This window comes from Bacillus sp. NEAU-242-2, assembly GCF_027853835.1.
Lineage (GTDB): Bacteria > Bacillota > Bacilli > Bacillales > Bacillaceae > Bacillus > Bacillus velezensis.
The window spans coordinates 68,994-84,811 of the sequence record NZ_JAPNNY010000006.1 but is presented as its reverse complement, the minus strand read 5'-3'; the positions used below and the strand labels follow the sequence as shown (position 1 = coordinate 84,811).

Here is a 15,818-nt window from a genome sequence, read left to right as displayed (position 1 = left end):
AAGAAAGAAGAGATGGAGGCTTTTGTGATATGGAAACGTTAGCCCTTTTGAAAAAACAAATTGCTGAAGAAACAGCGTTATCCCAAAAACATGTCGAAAGTGTCATCCGCCTGCTGGAAGACGGCAATACCGTCCCGTTTATTGCGCGGTACCGAAAAGAGCAGACCGGCTCAATGGACGAGGTGCAGATTCAGGCAATCTCCGAGCGGTGGCAATACATACAAAACCTGACGCAGCGGAAAGAGGAAGTCATCAGATTGATCTCTGAGCAGGACAAGCTGACGGACGGACTGAAGCAAAAAATCGAGCAAGCGGTGAAGCTTCAGGAAGTCGAGGATTTATACCGCCCCTTCAAACAAAAACGGAAAACAAAAGCCACCGTCGCCAAAAGCAAAGGCCTTGAACCGCTTGCGGACTATATTCTTTCTCTCCCGAAAGAAAACCGCCTTCACGACGTCGCTGATCAATATATCAGTGCAGAAAAAGAAGTCGCTTCAAGAGAGGAAGCCATTGAAGGCGCGAAGCACATCATAGCCGAACAAATCTCGGATGATCCTCATTTCAGAAAGTGGATCCGCCAGGAAACGTATAAAAAAGGAATTCTCACTTCCGCGGCAGGCAAGTCAGCCGCAGATGACGAGAAAAACGTCTATGAAATGTACTACGAGTACGAAGAGCCGATCCAAAAGGTCGTTCCTCACAGAGTGCTTGCGATGAACCGCGGTGAAAAAGAAGGCATTTTAAAGATTGCGATCGAACCGCCCGCCGATCAGATAAAAGCTTATTTAGAAAAGCAAATCATCAAACACCGTGAAACACCTGTGAAAGAAACGCTGAAAGAAGCCATTGAGGACAGTTACAAGCGCCTGATCCAGCCGGCTATTGAGCGTGACATCCGCAAAGAGCTGTCAGAAAAAGCAGACGCCCAGGCGATCCATATTTTCGCTGAAAACCTGCGTAAGCTCCTGCTGCAGCCGCCGATGAAGGGAAAAGTCGTGCTCGGCGTCGATCCGGCCTTCCGTACGGGGTGCAAACTGGCAGTCGTTGATGAGACGGGAAAAGTGCTGAAAATCGACGTCATTTACCCGCACGCTCCCGTCAAAAAGACAGCGGAAGCCCGAAAAAAAATCAAAGAATTGCTGGACCGGTACGAAGTCGAGGTTGTGGCGATCGGAAACGGCACGGCATCACGGGAGACAGAGCAATTCGTCGTTGATGTGCTGAAAGAAACAGAGCGGGACATTTATTATGTCATCGTCAATGAGGCCGGAGCAAGCGTGTATTCCGCATCAGAAATCGCCCGTGAGGAATTTCCGGATTTTCAGGTCGAAGAGCGCAGCGCCGTCTCCATCGCGCGGAGATTGCAGGACCCGCTGGCCGAGCTTGTGAAAATTGATCCTAAATCCGTCGGTGTCGGGCAATACCAGCATGATGTCAGCCAAAAGCATTTAAACGAATCTCTCCGTTTTGTCGTAGAGACCGTCGTCAACCAAGTCGGGGTGAATGTCAATACAGCATCAGCCGCGCTGCTTCAATATGTAGCCGGGTTATCCAAAACCGTTGCCGGCAATATCGTTAAAAAAAGGGAAGAGCTCGGAAAATTTACAAACCGCAAAGAGCTGAAAGAAATCCCGCGTCTCGGCGCAAAAACATATGAACAGTGCATCGGCTTTTTGAGAGTGCCCGGAGGACGGGAGCCGCTCGACCGCACCGGGATACACCCGGAAAGCTATAAAGAGACAAAGGCGCTGCTCAAAAAACTGCAGCTCACTGCGGATCAGATCGGAAGCGCGGACGCAAAAGAGAAAATAAGCGCATTGCCGCTTTCTGAAACGGCTGAAGAGCTCGGTATAGGGGAGATTACGCTTGCGGATATTTGCGGGCAGCTGACAAGGCCGGAGCGAGATCCCCGTGACGAAGTGCCGAAGCCTTTGCTGAAAAAAGACGTTCTGCAGCTTGAGGATTTAAAGGAAGGAATGGAATTGCAGGGCACCGTCCGCAACGTTGTGGACTTCGGCGCTTTCGTCGATATCGGCGTCAAGCAGGACGGGCTTGTGCACATCTCAAAACTGAGCAATCAATTCGTCAAACATCCTCTCGACGTCGTATCGGTCGGAGACATCGTCACCGTATGGGTCGAAGGGGTGGACGTGCAAAAAGGCAGAGTGTCGCTGTCTATGGTAAAATAAAAGCACTGCTTACGAGCAGTGTTTTTTTCTGTAGAAATACCAGCACTGGTTCAGCAGTTTGATTTGGTAATTGTCCTTTTCTAAAAACGCTTTTTGCATTTGTTTCATCAGCCAATTCGGCATGGCTCATTCCTCCTCAGCTTTTAGTTAGAGGTCGGTTTTAACACATTGTATGCGAACGGTGAATTGTCCCGTTCAATGTTTTTAAAGCGGGGTGCACATATGGATAACGAACAACTTCAAAAGCTGACGGAAGACATCTCTGCACAGGATTTCGGAAAGCCGTTCCGTCACCGGGCCTTTTTCAATGACCGGCTGAAAACGACAGGCGGCCGCTACATGCTGTCTTCCCATAACATCGAATTAAACCGCAAATATCTGCTCGAACACGGGCAGAGCGAGCTGATAGGCATCATCAAACACGAGCTGTGCCATTATCATCTTCATCTTGAGGGAAAAGGGTACAAGCACAGAGACAAAGATTTCAGAGACCTGCTTCAGAAAGTCGGAGCGCCAAGATTCTGCACGCCGCTGCAAACCAAAAAGACACAAAAGAAAACATATATGTATAGATGCGAGGCTTGCGGCCAACAGTATATAAAGAAGCGGGCAATGAACCCGGAAAGATATGCCTGCGGAAAATGCAGAGGAAAAATCAAAAGAATTTTTTAAAAAGGCTTGACTCATCTCAATGATCTGTGTTAAATTATAAAAGTCGTTGAGAGACAACGATACTTTCTCAAAAAAATAAATGTTGCTTATTGACACAATATGTCGCATCATTTATAATGAAGAAAGTCTGATTATTCCACAGTAGCTCAGTGGTAGAGCTATCGGCTGTTAACCGATCGGTCGCAGGTTCGAATCCTGCCTGTGGAGCCATTATGGAGAAGTACTCAAGTGGCTGAAGAGGCGCCCCTGCTAAGGGTGTAGGTCGCGTAAGCGGCGCGAGGGTTCAAATCCCTCCTTCTCCGCCAGATAAGTTCTCAACCAGACGGCCCGTTGGTCAAGCGGTTAAGACACCGCCCTTTCACGGCGGTAACACGGGTTCGAATCCCGTACGGGTCACCATTTACCTTCGTTGGGCTATAGCCAAGCGGTAAGGCAACGGACTTTGACTCCGTCATGCGTTGGTTCGAATCCAGCTAGCCCAGCCATTTTATTTAAAATTTTTGAATCACTTTTAGAGCGAGCCATTAGCTCAGTTGGTAGAGCATCTGACTTTTAATCAGAGGGTCGAAGGTTCGAGTCCTTCATGGCTCACCACTTGTCACGCGGGTGTGGCGGAATTGGCAGACGCGCTAGACTTAGGATCTAGTGTCTTACGACGTGGGGGTTCGAGTCCCTTCACCCGCACTTTCTTTTCAAAGTGATGATCATCATCACTAGCTTATATGCTTAGTGGAAAGACAGCTTCATAGCACGCGGTCGTGGCGGAATGGCAGACGCGCTAGGTTGAGGGCCTAGTGGGTGAATAACCCGTGGAGGTTCAAGTCCTCTCGGCCGCATCTCAATGATACCAAGGGTTTAACTACCTTTGGTATTTTTTTGTTTATAGAAATTTGTCTGTTACTGCCCACTTACTGCCCAGTTACTTATAGTAAGTCGTCTAGTTTGATGCCCTTCGTTTTTTTTTTACTTATCTTGGTGAGTGGTCAAGGTTTCTTTACTCCCATTTACTGTCCAGAAAATATGAAAAAACATCAAAAAAGGTGTAAATAATGATAATGAGCGCTGTATAACCCTTAAATATAGGACATGATAATATTTCATAAGGCTGAGGGGAAAAGAGCAAGAAAAGCAGGAGCAGAAAATTGGAGAAAAGTAATTACTAATCGGTTTGATTTGCATCATATAGGATTTAATACAAAAACCTTTTATTTCTAGAAAAAGAGAAGATGAACAACCTGGAGTGAATTTATCTCCAAATTACAGAAAATAAGGATCTATTTGTAAAACTAAAAAATGATGAAATTACGGAAAGGTAATGAGTGATTACCTTTCCGTAATTCGTTAATTATTTCTTTGGGCAATTTTATATTTCATCTTAACACTGCCACCTTGAGCCGTTGGTGAAGCTGTAAATGTGTAATTGTATGTCCAACCAAACCAACCATTTTTAACCTCGGCAGAAATGTTGCCTTGCTTGCCTGGTGCGATGGTTCTTGAGACTTTTCCATCAATTGATATTTTTATGTCATTACTTCCGTTATTTGAAATCCAGAAGTTTACTTGTGCTCCGTCATTCTCATCTAATTCGAACTCCCGACTCCAGCTTGATTGATCAACAGAGCCCTCTGAAACCTCCTTGTCTAGAGCTTTGAATACCCCACTTTTAACTGCATAATTTTTCGGCGATACACTTGTAGTCGACTCCGCAAAAGCAGGTATAGTACAAGTTCCAACAATTACACCAGCTATCAGAGTCGATGTTACTCCTTTGAAAATGGATTTAAGATTCACGATCAAGCACTCCTTTTAATTTCATTTATTACACATACATATTCCATATGCACAATACAAATAATACCATGTAAAATAATTACAGTAAACGTTCTTTTGGATAATAATGTTTGTAACTCAACTTTTGTACCCCAAACATCCCAAATCAGACAAGTAAACCTTGATATAGCTAGGTAAGTGGAAATTGCGATCTTCTTATTGAGGCACTGCTACTAGCAAAGATTTTCCGATACCCGCAAAACGCAAAAACTATCGCACCTAGTGGGCGAGACTGCATTACTTCTCTTGTTAGTGGTTTCTTAGGTCTTAGCTGAAATTACAAATTTAAAGGTAATATTTTCAGTGATTTTTGAAAACAGGTGGAAATGAAGATAAAGAATGCTTTATTTATAAGGTTTATGTAATACTTGATACGTTTTCATTAGGTTGAGGGCCCAGCGGGTGAATAACCCGTGAAGGTTCAAGTCCTCTCGGCCGCATCTCAATAATACCAAGGGTAATAGAGAGATCCTTGGTATTTTTTTGCGCTTATTTTTAAATGATCTACTGCCCACTTACCTAAAGTAAGTCATCTGCAGTAGACATCGCACAAATATTTTCATCATTTATAGTTAGCTACTAATGCCTCAAACTCCAATTTACAAAAGTAGAGAAAGTGCTGCTAAGCATGGGAAGAAAACCAAGACTTCGGGGAGAATGTTTGCTGATGTTGAAGGTTTTTCGATTGAAGTCGCTGATTATTTTCATGAACGAGGAAATTTAATGTTCTCTACGAAAATTAAAAAAGGGGAGATGATTGATGAAAATCAGCCGGGTTCTATTGGCTGCAGTGATTTTAGGTAGTGTATTTTCAATCACTTATTTGCAAAGTGATCAAAATACTCAACGTATCTGGACAATACTTTGCTTGGTTCTTATTTGTCGATAGTCGCAGTAACGAAAGCACTAAACAACACATTAAACAGATTCTTTTAATATGACGGACACATATGACAGTTTGCGATTGTCGAAATTCAATGTATAACCCTTGTTCAACTTACCAAGTTCAGTTAAAAGTTTGTTAAAATTGTGATAAATGCATGAAAGGATTAAATGTTCATATCGAAACATTAGGATTACAGGGAAGGGGAACAAATACATGTCGATTTACCATAAAGTAATTGGAGATGGATATCCGATCGTTATGTTGCATGGTTGGACACTTGACCATCAGGTGATGTTACATGCAATGGAACCGTTATTCGAGAAACGAAGCGGTTGGAAGAGAATATACATAGACTTACCAGGTATGGGACATTCTAAGCCACAACCGTCTATTCAGAACTCTGATGATGTTTTAGAAGCGATATTGCGTCTTTTGGACGAGATTATTCCTGATCAACAGTTTATTGTTTGTGGTAATTCATATGGAGGGTACATTGCCAGAGGTATCGTTCGTTCACGTAAGGAAACAGTTCGTGGATTACTGCTGATGGCACCATTAACTATACCCGAATTCGATAAAAGGGTAGTACCGCAGAAGACTGTTCTAAAAAGAGACAGCGACTTGATATCACATTTGTCTTCAGAGGAAGCGTATGAATTTTGCTCTATGGGGATTGTGCAAGGTAAAACTGAATGGGAGAGGTTTCGAGATGAAATTTTACTTCCATCTAAACAAACAAATTATGAATTCGTAAACAACATTCGTCAAAATGGATATGGGTTTACCTTCGATATTTCATCTAAACTTGAGTATCCCACGCTAATTATCACAGGGCGTCAGGACAATGTAGTCGGATACCACGATGCATGGCGATTAATAGAAGATTACCCAAGGGCAACTTTTGCAGTGCTTGATATGGCTGGTCACAACCTGCAAATCGAACAAACCGATGTATTTAATTCATTGGTTCACAACTGGTTAAACAGACTTGAGTCGGAAAATTTTTGATTGGTATAACTTTCTATAAGTGTGAGTTTTACTGTTACAATCCCAATTAATTAAACAATAATTAAGATAAGGAATATTGGGGTTTCCTATAATGTTTAGTAATTATTAGTATTTACTGTCATTGAGGGTAATTTAATCATTGATTAAAAATAAAACCATTATTTCATACCCGGTGCTACTTATTTCTGTTGTAGTCTGCATACTGATTAATAGGTAAGAAAAGTCGAAAAGGTATACGAAATTCGTCATACAAATTAAAGTTTTGAATGAAAGAGCAGGATTACTCCTGCTCTTTTTCTTTCTAATTGGGCTAGATTAAACGCAGACGGTTATTCCTTGGGAAAAACAAAAAAATTTCTTCTATCCATTGACTAGCTTGGCTTTAGCCGGGTTTCTACCACCCTGTTGGGCTTGTCAGATTTTAAAAAGGTATGCTACGTTTATAGTGTTTTGTTTCACCTGATTGTGGGGTAATAAAGATAGAATCAGTAAATAATTCTTAGGAACGACCTCAATCTTATAATAAACATATTGGAAGACGTAATGGAAGAACTAAAATAAAGGTTTAGGATACTTTTAAGAAATAAAGTTTTTTATCGATTGTGATCATATTCACAATAGAGCTGTATGAAGGGGAATCATTTCTCCAAATAGTCTGCAGAAAATACCAACCGCAGCCCGAGGATATGTCACTAACCGTTTTGGCTGGTATTATCTGTTGGCTGTTTCTCTTTTTGTTGCTTCTTGTATTATTTTTAGCCCAATCGGCAAAAATAAGTTAAGGAAACCAGCGAAAACACTGAATTTCATCCTTTTTCCTGGTTTACAATGTTATTTGGCGCTGATATGGATATTAGTCTAGTCTTTTAAGGTACAGTTGAACCAATCAGCCACTATGCCGTTAGCTCTCCATCAGGTGAAACAGAAACCCCCAGACTTTTAGAGAAGCATTACGCTATACATTCTGGGACTGCATGCTCGGACCGTTTATGCGCTTGTATAATGTGGATTTGATAATTAAGGAGTCGATATTATTAAATGAAGTTTAACAAGAAAAAAATTAACGTTGTAGACATTCAAAAAGCGAAGAAAAGCGTGTTTGCTACAGGGATAGGAAACGCGATGGAATGGTTTGATTTTGCTTTATATTCTTATTTGGCAGTTATTATTAGTAAAAACTTTTTCAGTCCGGTTCAAAACGATGAATTAAAGTTAATATTTACTTTTGCTACATTTGCAATTGCCTTCTTACTTAGACCGGTAGGCGGAATTATTTTTGGTAAAATGGGTGATAAATTTGGTCGGAAAATGGTATTAACAATTACTATTTTAATGATGGCTTTATCTACTTTAATAATTGGTGTGCTTCCTACCTATGATCAGATTGGTGTATGGGCCCCTATATTATTACTCTTTGCCCGTATTCTGCAAGGCTTTTCTGTGGGTGGAGAGTACGCTGGGGCAATGGTATATATCGCAGAATCTTCTCCAGATAATAAACGTATAAGGTTAGGCAGCGGTTTAGAAATCGGCACATTATCTGGTTATATAGTAGCTTCTGTTTTAGTTACAGTACTTTTCTGGACTTTATCTGATGTTCAAATGAATAGTTGGGGATGGAGAATTCCTTTCTTCTTAAGTATTCCAATAGGATTATTTGGTTTATATTTGAGAAGTCATTTAGATGAATCACCAATCTTTGAAAATGACATCTCTGAAAACCAAGAACAACAACCAGGTTTATTTGAAGTCATTAAAACATATAAAAAAGATATCTTTTTATGTATCGTATTTGTGGCATTTTTCAATATAACCAATTACCTATTGTTAGGGTATATGCCTTCTTATTTAGATGAGAACCTTGGTATAAGTGATAATATAAGTACACCGGTTACAGCAATTGTATTGATTATTATGGTACCGTTCGCTTTAACTTTTGGTAAACTGGGAGATAAATTAGGAAATAAAAAAGTTATAGCAATTGGATTAGTATTAGGAATTGTATTTTCGATTATCTCTTTCCAATTTCTTAATATGGGGAATATAACTTTCTTATTTATAGGACTTTTAATGTTAGGTATTGTATTATCTGTATACGAAGGTACTATGCCAGGATCTTTACCTACGTTGTTCCATACGGACATTAGATATCGTACATTATCCTGGACATTCAACTTATCAGTTTCTATTTTTGGCGGAACAACACCTTTAGTTGCTTCTTGGTTAACCCATGTGACAAGAAACAATTTGGCGCCGGGTTTCTATTTATTGGCAGTCAGTTTAATTGGCTTAATAGTTGTGTTAACCTTATTTAAAGATACTTCAGGTAAATCTTTAAAAGGTTCATACCCAACAGTTGCTTCTAAAGCTGAGTTTCAAGAAGCTGTTGAAAATCCAAAAGATTCACTGTGGTGGAAAATGGAACAAACAGAAAAGGAATGAAAAAAACATCCATTTAATTGAACGACTACTCGAAATACAGACTCAGAATAAGCTGGGATTATCCGAGCAGCAATGACTGCAGCTCTTTTATATTCTGGAGGGCTCACTGCTTTGCAAAAGCAGCGTTGCTATTCTCGATCGTCATTATTTTATTGGTTGTGTCCTAATAATAAAACATTGACGCAAGAACGAAGAGAAATTAAAAGGTCCGGGCAATACAGCAAAATAAGAAGCTTTGTTATGCCAGTTCTTCTCCCGAAGGAGAGCTGGCTTTTTATTTTCTATATGGGGTCCAAAGCAGAAAACGAGAACTTGTACGCTAACTAATCAACAAAGGTTTTTTGGATATGAAGAGGGTGAAGTGGTGAAAAAATGGAGTTTGTTGTGGAGTTAGCTTTTCAATTAGGGGGACATCTCAACAACAAAATAATAACCAGCCCGATTAAAAAGCTCATCAAAAGTTCCATTATTCCAATATACGATCCACTCAATTATTTGAGTGGATCTGTTTGTTTTTTATTTATTTGCAGCAGTCTCTATGTGACGAAACAATAAATGGATTAAAACCCTTTACGCAGCCAGGTTGCGGCGAGATCAATTGCTCCGCGCGCAGCTTCAGTTTTAGCTAAGGCGTTGAGCATCACGAAATCGTGAATGATACCTTGGAAACGTACGGCAGTGACCGGAACACCAGCTTCACGAAGTTTATTGGCATATGCTTCTCCCTCGTCACGAAGTACATCAGCTTCAGCTGTGATAATCAATGCAGGTGGAAGCCCTTGAAGCTGCTCAGCAGTTGCACGCAGAGGTGATGCTGTAATTTCAGCACGCTCGTTCGAATTGGTTGTGTACTGATCCCAAAACCACATCATCGCGTCCTTGCGTAAAAAGTATCCCGCAGCAAACTGTTGATAGGATTCCGTATCGAAAGAAGCGTCTGTTACCGGATAGAAAAGTAATTGTTGCCGGATATTCAAGTCACCTCGTGCTTTGGCCATTAGCGTGACAGCAGCAGCCATATTGCCTCCAACACTATCACCTGCAATTGTTAGACTCTCGGGAATCATGCCGTTCTCACGGCCATTTTCAGATGCCCACTTCACTACTGCATAGATTTCTTCAATGGCTGTCGGATATTTTGCTTCTGGAGATAAGGTGTAATTTGGAAAGACAATAGCAGCTTGTGCTCCGACTGCTAGCTCACGGATGAGCCGATCATGTGTATGCTCATTACCAAATACCCAGCCGGCCCCATGAATGTACACGATGACAGGAAGGTGCGCAGGTGCATTCTGCGGGCGCATTATTCTTACTGATACCTGTCCGCTCGGTCCTCCTGAAATCATAATATCTTCAATATCAACTGGCAGTTTATCAATTGGGTCAGATTGAACCTCATCTACAGCTTTTCGTCCTTTCTCAGGTCCAAGGTCGAATAGATAGGGTGGGTTCGCGGTTGCTTCTGCAAATTCTTGAGCTGCTTTTTCTAATTGTACTTTCTTTAACATCAATCTCACTCCTTATTTGAAGGTTGATCACCTATATGTTTTAATCAAATTTTTTTATTCTATTGCCTATTGATCTTGGCATCTTTCGTCTTACATTGCTGTTGTAATGATTTGTACATCAATATTTCCGCGAGTAGCTTTAGAATATGGACATACTTGATGAGCTGCATGTGTTAATTCTTCCGCTTGCTCTTGAGATACCCCTTGAATTTCCACCTCCAGAACAACTCCGATTTTATAACCATTATCACTTTCATCTTTTAATAAACTTACTTTACCGGTAACAGCTGATTCGATTTTTAATCGTTGTCTCTGGGCTGCTAAATGAAGAGCACTGTCATAACAAGCTGAATAGCCTGCCGCAAATAATTGTTCTGGATTTGTAGCAGTGGATACTTGATTTCGTTTTGGCATAGCTAAATCCAAATCAATAATAAGATCATTAGATGTTACATGACCTTCTCTTCCGCCTTTTGTTGTAGCTTCTGCTGTAAAATATACTGTCATCATCAAACACTCCTATAAATTAAATTTAACACAATTGAATTTTAATCAATATAACAAGCGTTGTCAATTAAATTTTTGAAAATTAAATTGTTCTCAATTGAAATTCGCAATTAAAATCCTCTAAATGATTGATTAGACTAAAATAAAGAACAGTTTTCGGCAGTTTAAAGTTAGTGTACATAATAACCACATTGAGAAAATAGGAGATCATATTATTGGTGATAAATTCTTTCTGATTTTGCATAAGTTATGATTAATTAAATTGTTAGTCATTCAATTTTACTTAATGTAATTCTTATGCTATTATGTGTAGTAATGAATATAAATATTGTGAGGGATTTAACATGAAGAATGATAAATTACTGTTAAGTAATCATCTATGTTTTGCGATTTATGCAGCTTCCCGTGAAATGATAAAGTTATACCATCCTCTCTTAAAAGAATTAGGAATTACGTATCCACAGTATTTGGTTCTTCTTGTTTTATGGGAGAAGGAAAAAATATCTGTTAAAGGTTTAGGCGAAGAATTATATCTGGACTCCGGAACATTAACTCCAGTTTTAAAACGACTTGAGGAGCGAGGTCTTATTATAAGAGAGCGTTCAAAAGAGGATGAACGAAGTGTAATTATTACGTTAACAACTGAAGGGAATGAGTTTAAAGAAAAAGTCACAATGATCCCTAATGCAGTATTTGATAAAACCGGTTGTAATGAAGAAGAAATTAAAAGTTATAACAAGGAAATTCGTAATTTACTTCACATGCTGACAACTGAGCAATAGTTTTGTGAATATAGATGGTGGCCCAGCGGGTGATAACCTGCGGAGGTTCAAGTCCTCTCGGCCGATCCCAATGACACCAAGGGTTTTGACACCTTTGGTATTTTTTGTTTATAGACTTACTATAGTAGGTCGTATGATTTGTCAGTCACCTTCATCCTTCTGCTGACTGCGTGCGGCGGTAGTAAATAGGATAATGCAATTAATGAAGTGATTAAGCAGGAGAAGAAAGTCAGAAAAGAAATGCGAGCAGATTCTGATGAGTACAAAAGAGATAACGCCATAATTTCTGTATATGATGACGGGAAGTATATTCAGCTTGCGTTTTATCAGCCAGAAGAAAGTTCTCGCAAGCTTACTGCTTAAAAAGCCATTTTTCAATCAAAAAATCAATATCAATTCGGGGCTGGATTCAATATAACCCAGTCCCTTTTTGTTTTATTGATTTTTTATCCCCAGTCTGATAAAAGATTTTCTGTGAATCATTTAACAATTATCGGCCGATTTTTCTTTTTCAATAATATCCTTTACCACATCCTCAATTGTTATATGTCCAAGAGCTTTTTCCAAGGCAGATTGGGCGATTTCAAATATTGGACCAATTGTACTTTGAATGTTCCGGCCTACAGGACATTGAGGATTGGGATTTTCATGTATACTAAACAATTCTTTATCTTGAACAACATTTACTGCTCTATAAACATCAAGTAAGGTGATTTCAGTTAAATCCTTCGCTAATTCAGCTCCTGCAATACCTGGCCGTACATTTACTAAACCTGCTTTTTTCAGCATCCCCATAATTTTTCTTATTAAGGCGGGATTTGTATTTACACTTCCAGCTAAAAATTCAGAAGTGCTAATTCCGTCTTCATTTATTTCAATAAGAGCCAATATATGAATTCCTACAGCAAAACGGCTGCTAATAGACATGATTTCTTCACCATCCTAATTACTTTACACTCTTTATAGTACACTTGTAACTGAATGTATTACAAGTTTATTTCACTCTAATATGCTCAATTAACAAGATGATAAAAGTATTGACAAATAAATAAGGTGTAACTAAAATTATTACATGTAATCAATTTGGTTACATTTAAAATTTTGAATGATTAGGGGGACTTTAAATTGAAAATTGGAATCATTGGTGCAACCGGAAAAGCTGGAAGTCTTATCTTGAAAGAAGCGGTAAGCAGGGGACATGAAGTAACTGCAATTGTAAGAGATGCTGCAAAACTTAAAGAGGAAAAGATCTCAATCATTGAAAAAAATATAATTGATCTGACATCGGATGATCTAAAAAAGTTAGATGTAGTAGTTAATGCCTTCGGAGCTCCATTAGGAGAAGAACAGGCACATGTAGATGCTGGCCGGGCATTAATTAGGGCATTAAAAGGAATGGGGACAAGAGCCGTAATTGTAGGCGGAGCAGGGAGTCTTTATGTAGACGAAAATAAAACTGTCAGTGTAATGGATACACCAGATTTCCCGGAGATTTTTATTCCAACAGCTAAAGGGCAAGGTCGTAACTTGCAAGAGCTAAAGGAGACTTCTGATATTAACTGGACATTTATCAGTCCTTCAGCGGTATTTGACCCAGACGGGAAAAGAACTGGGTTTTATCAGTCAGGAAAAGATCATCTTCTTGTGAATTCGAAAGGCGAAAGTTATATCAGCTATGCAGACTATGCAATTGCAGTATTGGATGAAATAGAAAATCCAAAACATATAAATGAACGCTTTACAGTTGTGGGAGAAGCTGAATAAGTTATTGAGTAAGAAACAAAGGTGCCATTAGCGTCATTGCTAATGGCATTTTCCTTTTAAGAATGTACGGAGACATTGAAAACTTTGCAATCAGAGTAGCTGATTATTTTTATGAAAAAGGGGATTTATCATGTTCCAATGAATATTATCGAACTGATGACAGAGCAGGTGCTTAGTGAGTTGGATCAAAAAAATACGTATAAATAGCTCTGACTAAAACCTTTGCGGGTTAGTTAGAGCTTTTGTAAACCCACTCGTTTTCATGAGTGGGCTTTTTAAAAATACACCTCTCAACATGATATTTATTATTAAGTACGGTAAGGGGTCCGTCAAAACTTCTAAATTACAAATGAAGGTTCTCACTAAAAAACCTGCCGCACGTTTAACAAATAAAACATGAATGAACATATTATTAATTTGCAGTTATTTCCGTTTCGTGCTATGATAAAGGAGAATTATTTTTGTTCGTGTAAAGGATAGTATGAATATCGACTTTTCGTCTTGATGATACTTTGGGCAAGGATAGTAATACAATGTGTAATACACTAGGAGGCAACAAAAATGGAACAAGGTACAGTTAAATGGTTTAATGCAGAAAAAGGTTTTGGATTTATCGAACGTGAAAATGGAGACGATGTATTCGTACACTTTTCTGCAATCCAAAGTGACGGATTCAAATCTTTAGACGAAGGTCAAAAAGTAACGTTTGACGTTGAGCAAGGTGCTCGTGGAGCTCAAGCTGCTAACGTTCAAAAAACTGCTTAATCTTCAATCGTTTATACAAACAGGCTCTTTATATAGGGCCTGTTTTTTTATGTTCTCTGTATCATACTGAATAAAAAACCCTACTCAACGTTCGAGTAGGGACAGATGCTACAAGGTAAGAAAAAGGTTTAAAACCTCAAAGGATTGTTTACAGTATAACATAACGGATTGACGATATGTGGAATATATATAAATGATTTGTTTTTATGTTCTCAAGGTAACTGTATGTTATTCTTTGTTACAATTCGCATATCTCTTTTATGAAAAGAAGATAAACAACTGCTATTCACTGTCGCAAGAGATGTAAGAAATTCTTAAAGATAAAGAGGGGAGTGGTTGTTTTTTCTTCCGGAAATAATCACTTAGACCTAAAACAATGAAAGCCCTGCCTCTCTTCCATCCTTACGGCTCCTTGTCCGTGCCAGTGTGAATCAGGATTACAAAAATCAAGTGACTATTTCATCGAGAATTCAAGTGTTCGTTGAAGAAAAAATAAAACAGATTAGATTGAGGAGTAATAAAAGCGGTTAATGTTTAAAAAGTAAGTTGAAGAAGTTGAACGTCTAATCGTAATATTCTGAAAAATTATCTATCATTAACCTTAACAGAAACTTTTTATTTGTTTTTCAGTGATTCCTTTAATGACTTCCAGTTCACTAATCAAAAATTCATATGCATTATCCAACATTTTTTTTTCGCTTGAATTAAGTGCTTTTTCTTTCTTCATTCGCATTAAATCACGTACAACTTCAGCGCCTTCTTGTATTTCACCCGTTTTTATTTTGTTCGTGTTTACTATATACCTTTGCTTCCACGGCAGTAACCTATCTGATTCTCCATGCTGAAAAATGTGTATAATGTGTTTTAATGCACGTATATCAGTAACTGGCCGTATATTTGAACTCGATATTTTACGCGTTGGAATCATAACTGTCATATTACTGATTGACATTCTTATGACATAATACTGTTGTTTTTCCTCTAAGAATTGTTTTTCTTCTATGGCTTCAATCGTACCTGCTCCGTGCATTGGATAAACAATGTTATCGCCAATTTGAAACATATAATCCACCTCCATATATGGGAACTTAACTTAAGGTTACCATATATGAAGTGAGATATCAAATTTTCAATAATAACATGATCGTTTATTTGTGTCAATAAATTTTTTTAAAAAAACAACATCAAAACAAGAGGGAACCTTTGGGATTCCTAAAAAAGGAAGGTCAATTGGTCGGGGTATATCTTGGAATCTCGACTAATTAACAGAGATCAGTTTTTCGTTGAAAATGAGTTATTAAATATCCTTTAGGAGTTCATGCCTTGACATCAATGACACGTTTACTAATCTATATGGGCACAATTTAATCACCGATTTTTAACCATCATTCATGAAAACATAGTAATGAAAACAAGCTTTCATAACCTTAGTGTATCTGCCATTCTTCTGCGTGCGGCGGAATTA

15 protein-coding genes, 7 tRNA genes and 3 pseudogenes are annotated in these 15,818 nt (G+C 38.8%); 19 read left to right on the top strand and 6 right to left on the bottom strand.

The features are described from left to right. Positions 1-29 precede the first annotated feature (29 nt). Positions 30-2,189 (top strand): Tex family protein, encoded by a 2,160-nt coding sequence (locus OWN49_RS16765; protein WP_070081402.1) that lies wholly within the window; start codon positions 30-32, stop codon positions 2,187-2,189. Between the two features lie 9 nt (positions 2,190-2,198). On the opposite strand, the gene cmpA is transcribed toward OWN49_RS16765, so the two are convergent. Further along, entirely contained in the window at positions 2,199-2,312 is a 114-nt protein-coding gene (gene cmpA / locus OWN49_RS16760) for a cortex morphogenetic protein CmpA (RefSeq protein ID WP_003156164.1), read from the bottom strand. A gap of 99 nt (positions 2,313-2,411) precedes the next feature. Here cmpA and OWN49_RS16755 point away from each other — a divergent pair, with 99 nt between their 5' ends. From OWN49_RS16755 to OWN49_RS16720, 8 genes are all read left to right on the top strand, one after another. Next, on the top strand, positions 2,412-2,861 hold the full coding sequence (locus tag OWN49_RS16755) for a SprT family protein (RefSeq protein WP_014304406.1): 450 nt from the start codon (positions 2,412-2,414) through the stop codon (positions 2,859-2,861). Between the two features lie 135 nt (positions 2,862-2,996). Continuing rightward, a tRNA-Asn gene (locus OWN49_RS16750) sits at positions 2,997-3,071 on the top strand. A 4-nt stretch (positions 3,072-3,075) separates the two neighbouring features. Further along, positions 3,076-3,166 (top strand) — tRNA-Ser (locus OWN49_RS16745). A 19-nt stretch (positions 3,167-3,185) separates the two neighbouring features. Next, a tRNA-Glu gene (locus OWN49_RS16740) sits at positions 3,186-3,260 on the top strand. Between the two features lie 11 nt (positions 3,261-3,271). Further along, positions 3,272-3,346: transfer RNA gene (locus OWN49_RS16735), tRNA-Gln, on the top strand. Positions 3,347-3,379: 33 nt separating this feature from the next. Further along, positions 3,380-3,455: transfer RNA gene (locus OWN49_RS16730), tRNA-Lys, on the top strand. A gap of 8 nt (positions 3,456-3,463) precedes the next feature. Then, positions 3,464-3,545: transfer RNA gene (locus tag OWN49_RS16725), tRNA-Leu, on the top strand. 68 nt (positions 3,546-3,613) lie between these two features. Beyond that, a tRNA-Leu gene (locus tag OWN49_RS16720) sits at positions 3,614-3,697 on the top strand. 505 nt (positions 3,698-4,202) lie between these two features. Here the strand turns inward: OWN49_RS16720 and OWN49_RS16715 are convergent. Then, on the bottom strand, positions 4,203-4,652 hold the full coding sequence (locus tag OWN49_RS16715; RefSeq protein ID WP_069448575.1) for a hypothetical protein: 450 nt from the start codon (positions 4,650-4,652) through the stop codon (positions 4,203-4,205). A 687-nt stretch (positions 4,653-5,339) separates the two neighbouring features. Between OWN49_RS16715 and OWN49_RS16710 the strand changes: the two are divergent. The 6 genes and pseudogenes from OWN49_RS16710 to OWN49_RS16685 all read left to right on the top strand — a co-directional run. Further along, a pseudogene (locus OWN49_RS16710) lies at positions 5,340-5,495 on the top strand (tetratricopeptide repeat protein); the annotation flags it as partial. Then, positions 5,452-5,580, top strand: a complete 129-nt coding sequence (locus OWN49_RS16705; RefSeq protein WP_229153749.1) for a hypothetical protein — start codon at positions 5,452-5,454, stop codon at positions 5,578-5,580. The pseudogene OWN49_RS16710 and the gene OWN49_RS16705, both read left to right, overlap by 44 nt. Next, positions 5,552-5,676, top strand: a pseudogene (locus OWN49_RS16700) (IS1595 family transposase); the annotation flags it as partial. The gene OWN49_RS16705 and the pseudogene OWN49_RS16700, both read left to right, overlap by 29 nt. Before the next feature lie 114 nt (positions 5,677-5,790). Continuing rightward, positions 5,791-6,585, top strand: a complete 795-nt coding sequence (locus OWN49_RS16695; RefSeq protein WP_176283128.1) for an alpha/beta fold hydrolase — start codon at positions 5,791-5,793, stop codon at positions 6,583-6,585. Positions 6,586-7,219: 634 nt separating this feature from the next. Further along, positions 7,220-7,585 (top strand): annotated as a pseudogene (locus OWN49_RS16690) (BCCT family transporter); the annotation flags it as partial. Between the two features lie 38 nt (positions 7,586-7,623). Beyond that, positions 7,624-9,027, top strand: a complete 1,404-nt coding sequence (locus OWN49_RS16685) for an MFS transporter (RefSeq protein ID WP_060563133.1) — start codon at positions 7,624-7,626, stop codon at positions 9,025-9,027. 560 nt (positions 9,028-9,587) lie between these two features. Here OWN49_RS16685 and OWN49_RS16680 read toward each other — a convergent pair. Then, the gene (locus OWN49_RS16680; protein WP_156735895.1) at positions 9,588-10,535 is read right to left on the bottom strand and encodes an alpha/beta hydrolase; all 948 of its coding nucleotides are present in this window, start codon (positions 10,533-10,535) and stop codon (positions 9,588-9,590) included. 90 nt (positions 10,536-10,625) lie between these two features. After that, positions 10,626-11,045: an organic hydroperoxide resistance protein gene (locus OWN49_RS16675; RefSeq protein WP_176283129.1), complete on the bottom strand. Its 420-nt coding sequence runs from the start codon at positions 11,043-11,045 to the stop codon at positions 10,626-10,628. A 341-nt stretch (positions 11,046-11,386) separates the two neighbouring features. On the opposite strand from OWN49_RS16675, the gene OWN49_RS16670 reads away from it, so the two are divergent. Both OWN49_RS16670 and OWN49_RS16665 read left to right on the top strand, forming a co-directional pair. Next, positions 11,387-11,824: a MarR family winged helix-turn-helix transcriptional regulator gene (locus OWN49_RS16670; protein ID WP_003156155.1), complete on the top strand. Its 438-nt coding sequence runs from the start codon at positions 11,387-11,389 to the stop codon at positions 11,822-11,824. 198 nt (positions 11,825-12,022) lie between these two features. After that, positions 12,023-12,187 (top strand): cystatin-like fold lipoprotein, encoded by a 165-nt coding sequence (locus OWN49_RS16665; protein WP_370649026.1) that lies wholly within the window; start codon positions 12,023-12,025, stop codon positions 12,185-12,187. 120 nt (positions 12,188-12,307) lie between these two features. Here OWN49_RS16665 and OWN49_RS16660 read toward each other — a convergent pair whose 3' ends face one another. Further along, complete coding sequence (locus OWN49_RS16660) at positions 12,308-12,751, bottom strand: Rrf2 family transcriptional regulator (RefSeq protein WP_025853722.1); 444 nt, start codon at positions 12,749-12,751, stop codon at positions 12,308-12,310. A gap of 198 nt (positions 12,752-12,949) precedes the next feature. Between OWN49_RS16660 and OWN49_RS16655 the strand changes: the two genes are divergently transcribed. After that, entirely contained in the window at positions 12,950-13,588 is a 639-nt protein-coding gene (locus OWN49_RS16655) for an NAD(P)-dependent oxidoreductase (protein WP_101562752.1), read from the top strand. Between the two features lie 561 nt (positions 13,589-14,149). Next, complete coding sequence (gene cspC, locus OWN49_RS16650; protein WP_003156143.1) at positions 14,150-14,353, top strand: cold shock protein CspC; 204 nt, start codon at positions 14,150-14,152, stop codon at positions 14,351-14,353. A gap of 601 nt (positions 14,354-14,954) precedes the next feature. On the opposite strand, the gene OWN49_RS16645 is transcribed toward cspC, so the two are convergent. Continuing rightward, positions 14,955-15,416, bottom strand: a complete 462-nt coding sequence (locus tag OWN49_RS16645; protein ID WP_060563139.1) for a CarD family transcriptional regulator — start codon at positions 15,414-15,416, stop codon at positions 14,955-14,957. Positions 15,417-15,818: the final 402 nt, after the last annotated feature.

Bases quoted from the DNA above. Each gene is read 5' to 3' on its own strand.
- OWN49_RS16765 (WP_070081402.1), top strand. From the start codon at position 30: ATGGAAACGTTAGCCCTTTTGAAAAAACAAATTGCTGAAGAAACAGCG.
- cmpA (WP_003156164.1), bottom strand. From the start codon at position 2,312: ATGCCGAATTGGCTGATGAAACAAATGCAAAAAGCGTTTTTAGAAAAG.
- OWN49_RS16755 (WP_014304406.1), top strand. From the start codon at position 2,412: ATGGATAACGAACAACTTCAAAAGCTGACGGAAGACATCTCTGCACAG.
- OWN49_RS16705 (WP_229153749.1), top strand. From the start codon at position 5,452: ATGAAAATCAGCCGGGTTCTATTGGCTGCAGTGATTTTAGGTAGTGTA.
- OWN49_RS16695 (WP_176283128.1), top strand. From the start codon at position 5,791: ATGTCGATTTACCATAAAGTAATTGGAGATGGATATCCGATCGTTATG.
- OWN49_RS16685 (WP_060563133.1), top strand. From the start codon at position 7,624: ATGAAGTTTAACAAGAAAAAAATTAACGTTGTAGACATTCAAAAAGCG.
- OWN49_RS16680 (WP_156735895.1), bottom strand. From the start codon at position 10,535: ATGTTAAAGAAAGTACAATTAGAAAAAGCAGCTCAAGAATTTGCAGAA.
- OWN49_RS16675 (WP_176283129.1), bottom strand. From the start codon at position 11,045: ATGATGACAGTATATTTTACAGCAGAAGCTACAACAAAAGGCGGAAGA.
- OWN49_RS16670 (WP_003156155.1), top strand. From the start codon at position 11,387: ATGAAGAATGATAAATTACTGTTAAGTAATCATCTATGTTTTGCGATT.
- OWN49_RS16660 (WP_025853722.1), bottom strand. From the start codon at position 12,751: ATGTCTATTAGCAGCCGTTTTGCTGTAGGAATTCATATATTGGCTCTT.
- cspC (WP_003156143.1), top strand. From the start codon at position 14,150: ATGGAACAAGGTACAGTTAAATGGTTTAATGCAGAAAAAGGTTTTGGA.
- OWN49_RS16645 (WP_060563139.1), bottom strand. From the start codon at position 15,416: ATGTTTCAAATTGGCGATAACATTGTTTATCCAATGCACGGAGCAGGT.